Origin of the sequence: Peterkaempfera griseoplana (genome assembly GCF_001418575.1) — a bacterium.
GTDB lineage: Bacteria > Actinomycetota > Actinomycetes > Streptomycetales > Streptomycetaceae > Peterkaempfera > Peterkaempfera griseoplana.
Window position 1 is genome coordinate 1 of the sequence record NZ_LIQR01000014.1, and the last position, 15903, is coordinate 15903.

Genomic DNA, 15903 nt, shown 5'->3' on the forward strand with positions numbered 1-15903 from the left:
GAGTGTGGGGCTCCTTGTGATCGTTTCGGGCACCTTAGGGTCGGCCACCGGAGCGCGTCAATACATCTCACAACAAAGAGCCGGGGGTCCCTGATCCACCGAGTCCCCCGCGGTGCCCGAAGTCGCAACCCGGCCGCGCGGCGCGGACGGACGGCCGCCGCTGAACAGCTCTCTCCGCCTCGACTGACCTGCCGTCATGTGTGTGTGCCCCGAATCGCAGCCGCTGGGGCCTGGCGGGGGGAGTGGGCGGAGTGCGGGGGTATGGCGATGTCTCAGCCGGTGCCGTCGTCGTCATGTCCGATGTGCTTCGTGGTGCAGCGCGAGGTGGTCGGCTCCGGCGAGATCCGTGCACGGAGTCTGACGGTCCGTCTGGACTGGCGGTGGCGTGGTCGCGTGGTGCCCGGCGACCCGTCGGTGTCGCCGTCGCGGGAGCCGCCGAGACTGCCCCGCGCGATGGCTCGCTGCTGCTCCACGGGGCTGAGTCGGTCGGGCGGCGCGCCGGCTCGCGGACGCGTCCGGGGCAGCCGATGGTGCGCGGGCGCCGACGGAGGACTCCATAGCCTTGTTCGTCGGCCCCCCGGGCCGCGGCACTGTCAGTGACGTGCCGAGGGAGCGGGGTCGGCCGGGTGAGGGGTCTGCGCAGGAAGGTCCGACGTTTGTGATCACGCACAAAGCTCGGGGCCGACGGTTCCGTTGCCGCCGGGGCGACCCATGGAACACTCCCGGCATGGGAGAGCCGATCGACATCGTGCCTTACGATCCTGCCTGGCCGGGGATGTTCGCCAGGTGGGGCGGCGTCCTGCGTGCGGCGCTCGGTGATGTCGCAGCGCGTATCGATCACGTCGGGTCCACCTCGGTGCCGGGACTGGCCGCCAAGTCGGTGATCGACATTCAGATCTCCGTGGCATCGCTGGAACCGGCGGACCCATTCGTGGCTCCGCTGACCGGTACGGGCCTTGTGCACCAGGCCGACAACCCCGAACGAACCAAGCGGTACTTCCGCGAACCTCCAGGTCAGCGCCGGATGCATGTGCATGTGCGGCAGCTGGGGACCTTCTCTCAGCAGTTCCCCCTGCTGTTCCGCGACTACCTGCGCTGCCACCCCTCGGCCGCGACCGAGTACGCCGCAGCCAAGCAGCGCTGTGCCGCCACGTTCCGTGACGACCGGGCCGGCTACGTCCGGGCGAAGGACGCCTTCGTCTGGGACGTCATCCGGTGCGCCGACGCCTGGGCCCAGCGCATCGGCTGGATCCCCGGTCCCAGCGACGCCTGAACCTGCCTGCGGATCCCAGCCGGGGCCCGGGAGCGCCGGAACCGGCGGACGGGCCCGGGGAGGTCGTGCGGGCGGCGGCGCCGCAGCGGGCCACAAGGCCGGAGCGGCCGTGGGCCTGCTCGGCTGCGGGGCCGAGGCTGCGGTGAGGCGCGGCGAGACCGCCTCCCCCGAGGCTGCGCGGAGGATGTCCGGCCGGCCCTCAACGGTTCGCCTCGGCGGCCGTTCCGGGCACAGCTCGTCAGCCGTCGGCCGACGGGGTCGCATCGGCGGAGCCCGGGGGCGGGGCCGCTGCCGTACTGCTCCGCAGGGTGATCGGCGGGCTCATCAGGAGGTGCTGCGCAGGGGTCGCCGGATCCTTGATCCGGTCGATGAGCAGAGACATGGCCTGCGCGGCCATCGTGGCCGCCGGTACGTCGGCGGCGGTCAGGGCCGGACGGAAGTCCTCGGCCCACTGGTCGGCCACCACTCCGCTGATCGAGAAGTCGCGCGGTATGTGTCGGTCGGCTTCGGCCAGCGCCCGCTGCACCCCGGGCAGGGCCGCCTCGTTGACGGTGGCCAGCGCCGTGACCTCGGGGTGGCTCCGCAGCAGTTCGGCGATGCACTCCTGGCCGGAGCGGGCGTCGTCGCCGCAGAGCAGTTCGAGGCCGGTGAGGCCGCGTTCCTCGACGGCCTGCATGAATCCGGCCCGGGCGCGGTGTCCCGGGCCGTAGCCGGAGGCGACCAGTTCGGGCGAACGGTTGAGGAGGGCGACGTGCCGGTGGCCGAGGTCGGCCAGGTGGTGCACACAGTGGTCGATCAGCCCGGCGTAGTCGACGTCGACCCAGCACAGCTGCTCGTCCTGCGAAGGATGGCCGATGCCGACGAAGGGCATCCGGGCCTTGCGCAGGCGGCTGACGCGGGCGTCCTCGATGCGGATCTCCATCAGGATCACCCCGTCCACCCGGCTCTCGGAGACCAGGCGCTCGAAGGAGCGGTCGTGGTCCCCTCCGGAGGGGGACAGCAGCACATCCAGGTCGGCCTGGGCCGCGACCTCCACGACGCTTGCGACGAAGTCGAGTTGCATATGGGTCAGGCGATTGCTGGCCGGTGGGATGACCAGACCGATCGTGCGGGTGCGGCCCTCGGCCAGGGCGCGCGCCGAGGCGTTGGGACGGTAGCCGAGCTCGTCGATCACCTCCATGATGCGCTTGCGGGTGCCGGCCGAGACCTGCCGTTTCCCGCTCAGCGCGTAGGAGACCGTGCTGCGGGAGACCCCCGCCCGACGGGCGATTTCCCCGATGTTCATCCCACTCCCTGCGCGCCGCCCAGTGGTGGTCATCCTACGGTAGACGAACCGGTTCGACCATAGCCGCATCATCCGCGATCCTCCAAGCGCCTCCTGTGATGCGATGCTCGTCCCCGGCGATCTGTCATGGTCTCATTTCTCCGGTGTTGCAAGGGTGTTGACGATGTCACCCCGGAGCCCTAGGTTCCCAGTCGAACCGGTTCGCCGAACCGGTTCGACTTCTCCGCGCGTTGACGAGTCTCGGCTCGCACCCTCAGGCCCTGCGACGACGCAGGTGGGAAAGGGACATGTGCCATGAACGGAACCAGCACCCGCAGATGGGGTCTCACCTCTCTCGCGATCGTGGTCATCGCCTCCGCCGTCGCGGCGTGCGGCTCGTCGGGGTCGGCGTCCTCGGGGTCCTCGGCGTCCTCGGGCGCGGCAGCCAAGGGGACGTACACCGTCTGGGACCCGTACCCGCAGTTCGACGCGGGCTCGGCGTGGGCCAAGCTGCTCGACGGCTGCGGTACGCAGGCCGGTGTGACCGTCAAGCGGACCGCCTTCGACACCACCGACCTGACCACCAGGACGCTGCTCGCGGCCCAGCAGGGCAACTCCCCGGACGTGCTCATCGTCGACAACCCGGTGGTCTCCACCCTGGCCGACGCGGGCGTGCTGACCACCACCGAGGACAACAAGGTCGACACCTCACAGGTCGCGCCCAACCTGCTCGCCGCCGGTCAGAGCGGCGGCAAGACCTACGGCACGCCCATCGGCGCCAACACCCTGGCGCTCTACTACAACAAGAGCGTGCTCAAGGCAGCCGGGGTGGACCCCGCGTCCGTGAAGGACTGGGCGTCGCTGACGGCCGCGCTGGCGAAGGTGAAGGCGGCGGGCAAGAAGGGCATCACCTTCTCCGCGATCGGAACCGAGGAGGGCAGCTTCCAGTTCCTGCCCTGGTTCTGGGGGTCCGGTGCGCAGCTCACCGACCTGTCCTCCGCGCAGGCGGTCTCCGCGGTGACCCTGTGGCATGACTGGCTGGGGAACGGCTACGCGCCGAACTCGGTCATCAACAACACCCAGACCACCAGTTGGCAGGAGTTCGCCACCGGCCAGTACGCCTTCGCCGAGAACGGCACCTGGCAGCTGGCGAACGCCAAGAAGGCCGGTTTCGACTACGGGATCCTGCCCATCCCGGCGGCCGGCGGCGGCACCGCGGCCGCCCCCACCGGCGGTGAATTCGTCACCGTGCCCGTGCAGGGCGACAAGGGGCGTTACGCCACCAGTGACAAGCTGGTGTCCTGCCTGACCAGCGCGCAGAACCTGCTTGCCACCGACACCACCCTCTCCTATGTCGCGCCCACCAGGACCGTGCAGGACCAACAGGTCTCCGCCGACGCCGGCCTGGCCGTCTGGGTGCAGGCCGTCGGCGCCGCCAAGGGCCGTACGAGCGACAACCTGGGCACCAGGTATCCCAAGATCTCCGAGCAGTTGTGGGGCGCCGTCCAGGCGGCACTGACCGGATCCAAGTCGCCCAAGGACGCCCTGGACGCGGCGCAGGCCGCCGCCGGCAGGTAAGCAGCCCGCAACCCCCGGGCCGTTCGGCGCTCCGCCGCCGCGAGCCTGCCCGACGAAGGAGCCGTGCTGATGGACGACACCGCCCGCATGGCGCAGGCGCTGCCCGCAGAGACCGGGCGCGGAACGGTCGCCGCCCCCGTCCCCGTCGCCTCGGGGGCGGCCGAACGCCGCCGCAGGCGCCGCGCCCAGCAGTGGACCGCCTGGGGGTTCCTGGCCCCGGTCGTGCTCTACCTGGCCGCGTTCTACGCCTACCCGCTGTACCGCAACCTCGACCTGTCCCTGCGCGACTACACCGTGCGCTCCTTCGTGCAGGGCGACGCACCGTTCACGGGAGTGCAGAACTACGCCGACGTGCTCCACGACCCGACGTTCTGGCCGGCGCTGGCCCACACCGTGATCTTCACCGCGGTGTCGCTGCTGTCCCAGTACAGCATCGGCCTGGCACTGGCGGTCTTCTTCACCCAGCACTTCCCCCTGTCGGCCACCCTGCGGGCGTTGTTCCTGGTGCCGTGGCTGCTGCCGCTGATCGTGTCCGCGTCCACCTGGTCCTGGATGCTCAACAGCGAGTCCGGCATCGTCAACGCCGCCCTGCGCGGCGTCGGGCTGGGCGGGGTCAACTGGCTGACCTCGCCCACCTGGTCCCTGGTCGCCGTGATCGTGGCCAACATCTGGATCGGCGTGCCGTTCAACCTCGTCGTCCTGTACAGCGGGCTGCAGGCGGTCCCCGACTCCCTCCACGAGGCGGCCGCCCTCGACGGGGCCGGTGCCTGGCAGCGGTTCTGGCGGATCACCTTCCCGCTGCTGCGCCCGGTCTCGGCGATCACGCTGCTGCTCGGGCTGGTCTACACGCTCAAGGTCTTCGACATCATCTGGATCATGACCAAGGGCGGTCCCAGTGACTCGTCGACCACCTTCGCCACCTGGTCCTACCGGCTCGGATTCGGCAACCTGCTGCCCCGGTTCGGCCCCGGCGCCGCCGTCGGCAACCTGCTGGTCCTGATCGCCCTGGTCTTCGGCCTGATCCACATCCGCGTCCAGCGAAAGCAGTACGCCTCATGAGCACGCTCACCGCCCCCGTGCGGCGCCGGCCCCGGAACCGCGTGTGGTGGAAGACCGCCTTGGGCACGGCCTTCACCGCGGGCATGCTGTTCCCGGTCTACTGGATGGTCAACGTCTCACTGACCCGTGACCAGAACATGCGCAGGACCCCGCCGGACCTGCTGCCGCTGCACGGCACGCTCGCCGGGTACCGGCTCGTCCTGGACCAGCAGCTCCCGTACCTCGCCACGAGCCTGCTGATCGGACTGGGGACCGTCGTGCTCACCGTGGCACTGGCCGCTCCGGCCGGGTTCGCGCTGGCGAAGCTGCGGCCCCGGGGCGGCGGGCTGCTGAGCTTCGCCATGCTGGTGGCCCAGATGATCCCCGGCATCATCATGGCGATGGGCTTCTACGCCGTCTACCTCAGCCTCGGCTTCCTCGACTCCGTGCCCGGCCTGGTCGTCGCCGACTCCACCCTCGCGGTCCCGTTCGCCGTGCTCGTCTTCACCGCGTTCATGTCCGGCATCCCCGGCGAACTCCTGCAGGCCGTCCAGGTCGACGGAGCCGGGCCGCTGCGCACCTTCCGGTCCGTGGTGCTGCCGATGAGCCGCAACGCCGTCGTCACCGTGTCACTGTTCACGTTCCTCTGGTCGTGGTCCGACTTCGTCTTCGCCAGCACCCTGGACAACGGCGGCGCGCACCAGCCGATCACGCTCGGCATCTACCACTACATCGGCAACAACAACCAGCAGTGGAACGCCATCATGGCGACCGCCGTCGTGGCCTCGATTCCCGCGGCCCTCATCCTCGTCCTCGCCCAGCGCTATGTCGCGGCCGGCGTCACCACCGGAGCGGTCAAGGACTGACCCCCTGTGCCGCCCCGGTCCCGCAGCAACCTACGACACGAAGTGAGCACCGCCTTGACCGATTCCCACCACGGCCCTGCCTTCGACCTGGAGGAGATACCGTTCAGCTGCTCCGGGTCCTGGTTCAACCTGTCACCGGTCACCGCCCTGCACACCCGCTCCCGGGACCTGCATCTGGTCTCCCACAAGAACGGCATGCACCCCGTCCTGCGGCTGGTCCCCCGGATCCCGGACACCGGCGACCGCGCGGACGCCTCGCGGCACGCCGTTCCCGGCCTGCTGGTCCTGGAGGCCGACGGGGGCCGTATCGAGATCACCTACGAGAACCCGGACACCCTCCGTCTGCGGGGGACGGGCCTGAACCTGGCCGTCACCCCCGCCGACGACCGCCTCACCCCGTTCACGGGCAGTTATCTCTACCAGGACCCGGTGGACGGCTCCTACCAGTTCAGCTCCTACGAGACCGGCCGGCGCTACCGGATCACCCTCCTGCAGGGCGCGGCAGCCGATGTCACCGGCGCCGAAGGCCTGGCCGACACCCCCCGCCGGATCACCCTCGCCGGCACCCCGGTCTGGGAGGCGGTCCTTGAGGAGATGGACAGCGCCCGCCTCCCCTTCACCACGGACAGCGACTTCACCGCCCGCGCCGACCGGGCCCGCCGCGGCTTCCGGGACTTCTCCGGGGAGCTGACCGCTCCTGTGGCCGGCAGCGCGCCCGCCGCCGGCCTCGCCGCCTATGTGCTGTGGTCGGCGACCGTCCGCCCCCAGGGATACCTGCGCCGCCCGGCCGTGCTGATGTCCAAGCACTGGATGGACAAGGTCTGGAGCTGGGACCACTGCTTCAACGCCCTCGCCCTCGCGCGTGCCGCGCCCGAACTGGCCTGGGACCAGTACCAGCTGACCTTCGACCACCAGGACGAGACCGGCGCGCTGCCCGACTCCGTCACCCACTCCGAGGTCCTCTACAACTTCGTCAAGCCCCCCATTCACGGCTGGGCCCTGCGCCGTCTGCGCGAACGCCTGCCCGAGCCCCTGACCGCCGACCGGCTCGAGGCCGCCTATGGGCGTCTGAAGCGCTGGACCGGGTTCTGGCTCGACAGCCGCCGTGCCCCCGGGCAGGTGCTGCCGCACTACCAGCACGGCAACGACAGCGGCTGGGACAACGCCACCGTCTTCGACCCCGGCCGCGTGCTGATCACTGCCGACCTGGCTGCGTTCCTGGTGCTGCAGCTGCGCGAACTCAGCGGCATGGCGGCCGAGTTGGGTCACGTCCGGGAGGCCGACGGACACGCGGCGACCGCCACGGCGGTGCTGGACGCCCTGCTGGAGCAGCTCTGGGACGGAGAGCGGTTCCTCGCCCGCTCGCCGCACACCGGCCGTACTTCCAGCAGCCGCAGCCTCCTCGACCTGATGCCCGTGGTCCTCGGCGACCTGCTCCCCGGTGACGTGAGCGCCAGGCTCGCCGAGGGCGTCGCCGCCCATCTGACCGAGCACGGCCTGGCCACCGAGCACCCCGACTCACCCCACTACGAGGCGGACGGCTACTGGCGCGGCCCCGTCTGGGCCCCGTCCACCGTCCTGATCGAGGACGGCCTGCGCCGCGCCGGCCACACCGACCTCGCCGACACCGTCAGCTCCCGCTTCCGCCGCCTGTGCGAGCGCTCCGGCTTCGCCGAGAACTTCGACGCCCTCACCGGCGAGGGCCTGCGCGACCGCGCCTACACCTGGACCGCCGGCAGCTACCTCCTGCTGGCCGACGACCACGCCCGCCGCACGACGGGGCGTCCGGACCGGGCCGGCCACCCCGCCACCGACCCGACCTCCGCACGCACACCCTGAACCCACCCCAGCATTCAGGAGTCGCGATGTTCCCCAGCCGCCGGCGGGCGCCGGTCCCTCATGTGCGCTGTCTGCAGGTCAGGGGGCCCGGGGCGAGGTGTGGCCGGCGTGCCGGAACAGGTCGAGCGGTGATCGCGGCGGCGTGGTCGTGCGCCGGTTCTCTCCGGTCGGCCTCGGGGTCTCCTCAGCTCGGAGTGCCGGTGGTGCGGTCGGAGCGGGCGGCGTCGACGGCGGGTCGGAGCACCTCCGTGCACCACTGGCGGAAGGTGGTCGGCGTGCTGTTCCCGGTGGTGCGGGCGACGCCCTCGTCGAGGCCGTCGATCTTGGCCGTCGCCATGTCGGCCATCGCCCGGGCTATGCCGGGCGACGCGCCGAAGGAGAGCATGGCGGCCTCCAGCGACGCGGGCCCGACCTGCGCGTAGCGCACCGGGATGCCGAGCACCTCGGTGATGACGGCGGCCATGTCGTTGCCCGACAGGTCCTCCGGGCCGAGCAGCGGGACCTCGGCGGACCCGGTCCAGCTGCGGTCGAGCAGCAGGCGGGCGGCGGCGCCTGCGATGTCGCGGGTGGCCACCAGCGGCAGCTTGTGGTCGGGCGCGAGGGGCCCGGAGATCACGCCGTCGCTCAGGATCGTGCGGATGTCGCGCAGTGTGTTGTCCATGAAGCCCGGGTTGGCGAGCGCGCGGTAGTTGGTGACCGCGGCGAACAGGTCGTCCATCGCCAGCGAGGCGGTGACATTGCCGGCTCGGCCGGCGACGGCCGTTCCCCGGCCCAGCGCCGACACCCCGACGACATGGCGGACGCCGTGCGCGGCGACGGCCTCCACACCGGGCCTGCTGCCCTCCACGTAGGAGGTCATCACGTCGGGGGCGCGGAGGTCGTTGGGCATCAGCCAGAACACCGCGTCGGCGCCGGCGAACGCCTTGTCGACCACTGCGGCGTCACGATGGGAACCCTCCACGACCTCGACGCGGTCGCGGACGGTGGGGGAGAGCCGCCGGGAGTCGCGGACGACGACCCGGACGGGCTCGCCGGCGTCCAGCAGCTGCTCGACGACATGGCGGCCGCTCTTGGCGGTGGGTGCGGTGACGACGATCATGGGTGTCCTCCGTGGAGTACGATGTAAACTCGACTGTACCGTTTACTTATGGAGAGTGCCACCATGACGGCGCGACGAGGCGAGAAGCTCCGCGAGCACATCCTGTGGACCGCGAAGGACGTGTTCCTCGAAGCCGGCTTCGAGCGCACCTCCATGGACGTTGTCGCCCAGCGGGCCGAGACCTCCAAGCGCTCGCTCTACGCCCACTTCCCCAGCAAGGACGCCCTGTTCTCAGGGGTGGTCGCCCTGGTGCGTGAGCTCTACCTCGACCGTCTGGGCTCGCCGGAGGACTACGTCACCGCGGGACGGCCCGATCCGGCCGACGCCCTCGTGCGCTACTGCGGGCGGCTGCTGCAGCTGCTGCTGTGGTCCTCGTCCCTGCGTACGCTGCGGATGGGGATCGCGGAGGCCGAGCGGGTGCCCGAGATCGCGTCCGGTTACTACGAGGCGGTCTTCGAGGCCCCGATGGAGCGGATCGGCGCCTACGTCTCCCGCACCTGGGGTCTGACGCAGGAGGAGGCGCGGGAGGCCGCCGAGACCCTCGTCGGCCGGACGGTCTACCCCGGACTGGTGCAGGCCCTGCTCGGCGTACGGGAACCGATCGCCGAGCGCCCCGACGAGGCCACCCTCGCGGCCGACGTCGACCTCGACCGGATCGCCACGAGCGTCCGGCGGCTCCTCCCGGACTCACCTGCCTCCTAGCCGGGGACCGCCCGGTCGGTCGTGCGGCTGTCCGCCTGCCGGGTCGTCGGTTTCCCTCCGGAGGGTCGCGGCCCTCCCCGGTGGCCTGCGGGTGTCCGTCGGCGTTCGCCGGGCAGGCGGCTCGGGCTTGCCGTTCCTGCTGGAGGTGCGCCGTGGAGTCGTCCGTGGACCGGATCGCCGAGCCGTGGGGACCGCGCACTCCGTACGCCCCGGGCGAGGCGTGGCCGGCCCGGGTGGACACCCATCTCCAGCCGGGCGTGACGGTGCGGCTCAGCGCCATGAGCGGTGCTGTTCAGCGCCGGGGGTGTGGCCGCCCCGGCTGCCCTCCACCATCGACCTGGAGCGCTCGGTCGGATAATCGGTTGCATGCCTTGCAGACGGGGTGTCGGATCGCGGCTGTGACGATTGCGCTGAGTACACCGACCGCCGACCAGGTCCGTGACGCCATGACGGCGCTGCGGGAGTGGCAGCACGACGAGGCGCCGATGCAGCTGCATCCCGGGGACATCGGCTGGAACTACCGGTTCGGAACGGCCGAGACGGCCGCGGCGGTCCGGACCTGGAGCCGGGACGGACGGATCCTCGCTGTCGGGATGGTGGATTCGCCCACGGTCGTGCGGATGACGGTCGCTCCCGACGCCTTCCGGGACGAGGACTTGGCGCGGCGGCTCGTCGAGGACCTGTCGCTGCCTGAGCGCGGCGTGCTGCCGGAGGGAGCCGTGTCCGTCGAGGCGCCGCGGGGCCTGCTGCTCCACGACCTGTTGACCGACGAGGGGTGGGGTGGCGGCGAGCCGTGGACGCCGCTCTTCCGTGAACTCTCCGGAGCGGTGGAGGACCCCGGCGCGCGCATCGAGGCGATCGGCCTGGAGCAGGCACAGGACTTCGCCGACGTCCTGCGGTCCGCGTTCAATACCACGAGGCCCACGCGCGCGTACCGGCACGAGATGTCCGCGGGACCGTTCCACGCCGACGCCCGATGCCTGGGTGCCTATGACGACCAGGGCAGGCCCGTGGCCGTGGTGACGGTCTGGTCGGCCGGTCCGGGGAAGCCGGGACTTGTCGAGCCGATGGGCGTCCACGCGGACCACCGCGGGCGCGGCTACGGCCGGGCGATCACCGTCGCAGGGGCGGCCGCACTGCGGGAGATGGGCTCGTCGAGCGTGCGCGTGTGCACGCCGAGCTCCAACGTCGGCGGCGTCGCGACGTACAGGGCGGCCGGGTTCGTGGCGAGGCCGGAGATCGCCGACCGGATCCGGAAGGTCTGACGTCGGGTGCCGAGACGAGTCGGGTACGCGTGCCCTCGGAATCCTCCGACCGCCGCTCCATACGAACGGCAGCGCGCACGGCAAGGGGGCAACCGCGCAGCGGGCAGCAGGTGACGGGTACGGCGCAGGACTCCCACCTCTGCCCACAGCCGCGAACGCACCCCGGCCCGGCCAGGCGCGGGTGTGGATCAGTGCGGTGACGCAGGCCGGCGGGACCGCAGAACCGCCCCGCCCTTGCGCGTCGCCCCATGGACGGGCCCGCCCGCAGCGGAATCCCGTCAGAGGGTCTCGGCCCGGTCCATGCCGCCGACGACCGTGGCAAGTTTGCGTCGCGTGGTGAGGCCGGTTTTCCGGAAGACCTTGCGCAGGTGGTACTCGACGGTGCTCTGGCTGATGAACAACGCTGTGGCGATCTCGGGATTGGTGGCCCCGGCGGCCGCCATGCGGGCCACCCGGGCCTCCTGCGCGGTGAGGTGGAAGGTGGTGTCCGGGGTACGGGTCCGGGCGGTCTCGCCGGTGGCTGCCAGCTCGATCCGGGCGCGTTCGGTGAAGGCGGCGGCGCCGAGCCCGGTGAAGGCGGTGTGGGCGGCGCGCAGCTGTTCGCGGGCGTCCTGACGGCGCCGCTCGCGGCGCAGCCACTCCCCGAACAGCAGCTGGGTGCGGGCCCGCTCCGGGCTGAGACCGGTGCCGTCGAGGAGGGACAGGGCCTGTTCGAACAGTGCCTCGGCCTCGGGCCCGTCGGCGAGCAGGGCCCGGGAGCGGGCCAGCACCGAGAGCGCCCACGGTGTGCCGCTGGATGTGGCTCGCTCGGACAGCCGCGCCAAGGCCTTGGCGGCGGTGGCCCGGTCGTCGTTGCGCACCGCGGCCTCCACGAGATCCGGAAGGGCCAGGCCGCCGAAGAACGGCGGGTCCTCGGCGTGGACGGCGGCGGCCGCGGTCTGCGCCTCGGCGTAGCGGCGGTGTCCGATCTCCAGGACGGCCACGGCGGCGCGGGAGAGCTGGACCTGCAGGCCGCCGGGGACGTCGGCGCCGGGCCCGTCGTGTACGGCAGCCTTGGCCCGGGTCAGTTCGGTGTCGCCTCGCCAGGCGTGCAGCAGCACGTCGCTGGCCCGCGCGAAGTGCATGTCGGCGCCGGTGGCTTCGGCCGCGTCGACGAACTCGGCGTACAGGTCGGTTGCCAGGTCGAACTCCCCACGGACCAGGGCCCACGTGGCGTGTCCTGCCAGGGCCACCTGCAGCATGCGAAGTGCACCCTGGTTCCGCGCGGCCCTGGCGTACCGCCGCGCGCAGGAGCCCAGGGAGTCCACGTCCCACAGGTCCACCGCGGCGGTCATGCCGATGAGGCTCCAGCGGGCGGCTCCGGCGTACTCGGCACCCGGCTCGGTGAGCGCGGCGACCGCACGGCGCAGATGGGGGGTGGCCTGCGAGTAGCCCTGTGCGATGAGTGTCGCGTACGCGGTGAGCAGGAGGTCGCCGACCTCCGGCCGGGCTTCGTCGAGGGGAGCCGGGGAAGCGGACAGGGCAGCGGCCGCGACCTGCAGCGCGGTCCGTCCTTCACCGATGCGGGGCGCGACCGCGGCGGCGTCGATCGCTTCCAGGTAGGCCTCGCGTGATGCCTGGACGTCGTACTCGCCCAGGACGCGCGCGGCCTCCAGGAGGGTTCCCACCGCGCCGGGGCGGCTCAGCATCATGTCGATCAGGCCGCGGAGGCGCAGGGCGTGTGCACGCAGGACCGGCGGATCGAGATCGGGACCGAGCTGGTTCAGCAGCTGTTCCCCGCGGTGCGGCGCGCCGCCGACCAAGGCGGCGCCGCAGGCCATCAGCAGCCTGCCGGCACGGAGGGACGGATCGGGGGTCAGTTCCGCCGCGCGGTGCAGCATCGCGGCCTGGGCCAGGTGGCCACCGCGTTCGCGGGCGCGCTCCGAGCGGGCGGCCAGCTCGTCGGCCACGGCGGGGTCCGGGCCGGGGGAGGCCGAGGCCAGGTGCCAGGCCAGGCGGTCCGGATCGGTGGTCGCGTCGGTGGCGGCGGCCAGGGCGGCGTGTACGGCGCGGCGCTCGGCACCGGCGGCACCGTTGTGGACCGCCGAGCGGATCAGGGGGTGACGGAAGAGCAGGCGTCCACCGCTGGTGATGGTCACGAAGGCGTCACGTTCGGCCGCGTCCAGGGCGCCGGCGATCTCCTCGGCCGGCCGTCCCGTCAACGCCGCGGCAGCCCGGCCCACCAGGCGCAGGTCACCGGTGTTGTCGGCCGACGCGACCAGCAGCACGCTGCGGACCAGCGGGTCGCAGGACATCATCTGGCGGCGGAAGCGGGCTTCCAGCCGCCGGTCCAGCGGCATGGGCTCGCCGCCGAAGGCGATGTCCCCGGCGGCGATACCGCGGGCCAGCTCACGGATCGCCAGGGGGTTGCCCGCGGCTTCGGACACGATCCGCTCGGCGATGACACGATCCAGGACGTTGTCGGCCTGGTCGGCCAACATGGCGCGCGCGGCATCGTCGGGGACGGCTCCTACCAGGAGTTCGGGCATCCCGTCCAGTGGTGAGGCCGCCTCCTGGACATGGTCGTCGCGGACGGCGAACAGCATCACCACCCCTTCGGCCACCAGGCGCCGGGCCACGAAGGCCAGGACCTCGAGGGACTCCCGGTCCAGCCACTGGGCGTCGTCGCAGACGACCACCAGACCGCTCCCGGCGGCGCCGGCCGACAGAAGGGTCAGCGCACTCAGGCTGACCAGGAACCGATCGGCGGCCGGTGCCGCGGTGAGCCCGAAAGCGGTCTGCAGCGCTTCGCGCTGCGGCTGGGGAAGCGTCGACAGACCGTCAAGGAACGGCAGTACCAGCCGGTGCAGCGCGGCGAAGCCCAGCTCCTGTTCCGACTCCACCCCCGAGACCTCGGTCACGCGCAGGCCGCCCGCAGCGGCGGCGGCATGGCCGAGCAGCGCCGTCTTGCCGTAGCCCGCGGCGCCGCGAAGGACGAGGACCCCCGACAGACCCTGACGTGCCCGATCCAGCAGCCCGTCGAGCAGGGCCAGCTCCTGGTCTCGTCCCCGGATGATCACCAGGCCATACTCCTACAAGCTGGGGTGCTCGCTCAAAGACTCGGGTGGCAGGTGCGGTGCAGACTACGGGGTTTCCGGGATGTGATGCCACGCGTCGCCCAGCAGGCTGGGCCGCATGACCGATCCCCTTCTTGAGACCGCCGCCCGGGCGTTCGCCGACGCGACCGCCAACCCGCCCTACCTGTTCGACCTCGGGCCGGTCGACGGCCGCAAGGCCGTCGACGACGCACAGAGCCCGGAGGTGGAGGTCCCGGGCACCACCCGTGAGACCCTCACCGTGCCCGGCGGCCCGTCCGGGCAGGTCGCGGTGACCGTCTTCCGGCCCGCCGGCTCCACCGGCCCCCTGCCGGTCGTGCTCTACATCCACGGCGCTGGCTGGGTGTTCGGCAACGACCACACCCACGGCCGGCTCGCCCGCGAACTGGCGCTCGGCGCCGACGCCGCCGTCGTCCTGCCGAACTACAGCCTGTCTCCCGAAGCCCGGTACCCGGTGGCCATCCAGGAGAACTACGCCGTCGCCGAGTGGATCACCGCCCACGGCGCCGAGCACGGCCTGGACTCCTCGCGTCTGGCCGTGGCCGGCGACTCGGTCGGCGGCAACATGGCCGCCTCGCTGACCCTGACCGCCAAGGAGCGCGGGGACGTGCAGTTGGCCGGCCAGGTCCTCTTCTATCCCGTCACCGACGCGTCCTTCGACACCGAGTCCTACCGGGCCTTCGCCACCGGATACTTCCTGCGCCGCGACGGCATGCAGTGGTTCTGGGACCAGTACACGACCTCCGAGGCCGAACGGGCCGAGATCACCGCCTCGCCGCTGCGCGCCACGACCGAGCAGCTGGCCGGGCTGCCCCCGGCGCTGGTGATCACCGCCGAGGCCGATGTGCTGCGCGACGAGGGCGAGGCCTATGCGAACAAGCTGCGGGCCGCGGGCGTGCCGGTGACCGCCGTCCGCTACCAGGGGATCATCCATGACTTCGTCATGCTCAACGCGCTGCGGGGCACCCCTGCCGCGCAGGCCGCCATCGACCAGGCGGTGACGTTCCTGCGCGGTGTGCTCGCGCTCTGACCCCCGCCGGTACGCCGCAGGCCCGGGCCCTGTCGGCCCGGGCCTGGTGCTTCCCGCCGCCGGTGCACCGCTCTGCTCACGCCGCCTCCCGGCCCCTGCTGATGCCTCATGCCGCCGGGATCCGGGCGCAGCGTCCCGCGACCTGCAGGTCGGCCTCGATCCGGGCGGCGGTCTCACGCAGGGGTGGCAGCAGCTCGGCACGGGACTGCTCCTCCGTGCGACGGCTGGCGTGCATGGAGACATTGACGGCCGCGACCACTTCGCCGCGCCTGTCGCGGATCGGGACCGCGATCGCCCTCAGGCCTTCCTCGAGTTCTTCGCTGACGAGGGCGTGGCCGTCCGCTGCGACCCGGTCGAGGATCGCCAGCAGCTCGCCGGAGCCGGTGACGGTGGAGCGGGTGAGCGGCCGGGGTGCGGTGTGCGTCAGGAGGGCGGCGCGTTCCCCGGCGGGCAGTGCGGCGAGCAGCACCCGGCCCATCGCGGTGGCGTAGGCGGGGAAGCGGGTGCCGACGGTGATGTTGACGCTCATGATCCGGACGGTCGGGACCCTTGCCACGTACTGGATCTGGTCGCCGGCGAGTACGGCCATCGAGGCGGAGTCGTGCACCCGCTCCACCAGCTCGGCCAGATGGGGCTGGGCGATCTGAGGGAGCGTCAGGCGGGAGAGCCGGGCGTAGCCGAGTTCCAGGACGTGCGGGGTGAGCCGGAAGAGCCTCCCGCTGGAAGTGACATAGCCCAGGTGGGCAAGGGTGATCAGCGAGCGCCGGGCGGTGGCGCGGGCGAGGCCGGTGGCCTCGGCGACGGCGGTCAGCGCAAGCTCCTCGCGTCCCTCGCCGAAGGCGGTGAGCACGGTC

12 protein-coding genes are annotated in these 15903 nt (G+C 72.0%); 8 read left to right on the top strand and 4 right to left on the bottom strand.

The annotated features are described in order from the left end of the window. The first annotated feature begins 727 nt into the window (after positions 1 to 727). The gene (locus AOK09_RS01130) at positions 728 to 1273 is read left to right on the top strand and encodes a GrpB family protein (protein WP_055585180.1); all 546 of its coding nucleotides are present in this window, start codon (positions 728 to 730) and stop codon (positions 1271 to 1273) included. A gap of 238 nt (positions 1274 to 1511) precedes the next feature. Here AOK09_RS01130 and AOK09_RS01135 read toward each other — a convergent pair whose 3' ends face one another. Beyond that, a complete protein-coding gene (locus AOK09_RS01135) occupies positions 1512 to 2558 on the bottom strand; it encodes a LacI family DNA-binding transcriptional regulator (protein WP_055585181.1) in 1047 nt (348 codons plus the stop codon). A 294-nt stretch (positions 2559 to 2852) separates the two neighbouring features. Between AOK09_RS01135 and AOK09_RS01140 the strand changes: the two genes are divergently transcribed. The 4 genes from AOK09_RS01140 to AOK09_RS01155 all read left to right on the top strand — a co-directional run bounded on the left by AOK09_RS01140 (position 2853) and on the right by AOK09_RS01155 (position 7858). After that, entirely contained in the window at positions 2853 to 4115 is a 1263-nt protein-coding gene (locus AOK09_RS01140) for a sugar ABC transporter substrate-binding protein (RefSeq protein ID WP_055585182.1), read from the top strand. Between the two features lie 87 nt (positions 4116 to 4202). Next, positions 4203 to 5174, top strand: a complete 972-nt coding sequence (locus AOK09_RS01145; RefSeq protein WP_107101203.1) for a carbohydrate ABC transporter permease — start codon at positions 4203 to 4205, stop codon at positions 5172 to 5174. Beyond that, positions 5171 to 6019, top strand: a complete 849-nt coding sequence (locus AOK09_RS01150) for a carbohydrate ABC transporter permease (protein ID WP_055585184.1) — start codon at positions 5171 to 5173, stop codon at positions 6017 to 6019. Before AOK09_RS01145 ends, AOK09_RS01150 begins: the two co-directional genes overlap by 4 nt. A gap of 54 nt (positions 6020 to 6073) precedes the next feature. Further along, on the top strand, positions 6074 to 7858 hold the full coding sequence (locus tag AOK09_RS01155) for an amylo-alpha-1,6-glucosidase (RefSeq protein ID WP_055585185.1): 1785 nt from the start codon (positions 6074 to 6076) through the stop codon (positions 7856 to 7858). A gap of 184 nt (positions 7859 to 8042) precedes the next feature. Here the strand turns inward: AOK09_RS01155 and AOK09_RS01160 are convergent, their stop codons facing one another. Next, entirely contained in the window at positions 8043 to 8957 is a 915-nt protein-coding gene (locus tag AOK09_RS01160) for an NmrA family NAD(P)-binding protein (RefSeq protein WP_055585186.1), read from the bottom strand. Between the two features lie 48 nt (positions 8958 to 9005). On the opposite strand from AOK09_RS01160, the gene AOK09_RS01165 reads away from it, so the two are divergent. After that, on the top strand, positions 9006 to 9659 hold the full coding sequence (locus AOK09_RS01165; protein ID WP_063795797.1) for a TetR/AcrR family transcriptional regulator: 654 nt from the start codon (positions 9006 to 9008) through the stop codon (positions 9657 to 9659). A gap of 446 nt (positions 9660 to 10105) precedes the next feature. Beyond that, on the top strand, positions 10106 to 10924 hold the full coding sequence (locus AOK09_RS01170) for a GNAT family N-acetyltransferase (protein ID WP_245687059.1): 819 nt from the start codon (positions 10106 to 10108) through the stop codon (positions 10922 to 10924). Positions 10925 to 11202: 278 nt separating this feature from the next. Here AOK09_RS01170 and AOK09_RS01175 read toward each other — a convergent pair whose 3' ends face one another. After that, positions 11203 to 13983, bottom strand: coding sequence for a helix-turn-helix transcriptional regulator (locus tag AOK09_RS01175; protein ID WP_055585188.1), 2781 nt, complete (start codon positions 13981 to 13983; stop codon positions 11203 to 11205). Between the two features lie 115 nt (positions 13984 to 14098). Here AOK09_RS01175 and AOK09_RS01180 point away from each other — a divergent pair, with 115 nt between their 5' ends. Beyond that, the gene (locus tag AOK09_RS01180) at positions 14099 to 15049 is read left to right on the top strand and encodes an alpha/beta hydrolase (RefSeq protein ID WP_055585189.1); all 951 of its coding nucleotides are present in this window, start codon (positions 14099 to 14101) and stop codon (positions 15047 to 15049) included. A 106-nt stretch (positions 15050 to 15155) separates the two neighbouring features. Here AOK09_RS01180 and AOK09_RS01185 read toward each other — a convergent pair. After that, the coding region (locus AOK09_RS01185) for an IclR family transcriptional regulator domain-containing protein (RefSeq protein ID WP_157875759.1) at positions 15156 to 15903 on the bottom strand (748 nt) is incomplete at its 5' end.

Coding starts and splice junctions, on each gene's coding strand:
- AOK09_RS01150 (WP_055585184.1), top strand. CDS start 5,171: ATGAGCACGCTCACCGCCCCCGTGCGGCGCCGGCCCCGGAACCGCGTG.
- AOK09_RS01180 (WP_055585189.1), top strand. CDS start 14,099: ATGACCGATCCCCTTCTTGAGACCGCCGCCCGGGCGTTCGCCGACGCG.
- AOK09_RS01170 (WP_245687059.1), top strand. CDS start 10,106: ATGACGGCGCTGCGGGAGTGGCAGCACGACGAGGCGCCGATGCAGCTG.
- AOK09_RS01130 (WP_055585180.1), top strand. CDS start 728: ATGGGAGAGCCGATCGACATCGTGCCTTACGATCCTGCCTGGCCGGGG.
- AOK09_RS01135 (WP_055585181.1), bottom strand. CDS start 2,558: ATGAACATCGGGGAAATCGCCCGTCGGGCGGGGGTCTCCCGCAGCACG.
- AOK09_RS01165 (WP_063795797.1), top strand. CDS start 9,006: ATGGAGAGTGCCACCATGACGGCGCGACGAGGCGAGAAGCTCCGCGAG.
- AOK09_RS01160 (WP_055585186.1), bottom strand. CDS start 8,957: ATGATCGTCGTCACCGCACCCACCGCCAAGAGCGGCCGCCATGTCGTC.
- AOK09_RS01140 (WP_055585182.1), top strand. CDS start 2,853: ATGAACGGAACCAGCACCCGCAGATGGGGTCTCACCTCTCTCGCGATC.
- AOK09_RS01145 (WP_107101203.1), top strand. CDS start 4,203: ATGGCGCAGGCGCTGCCCGCAGAGACCGGGCGCGGAACGGTCGCCGCC.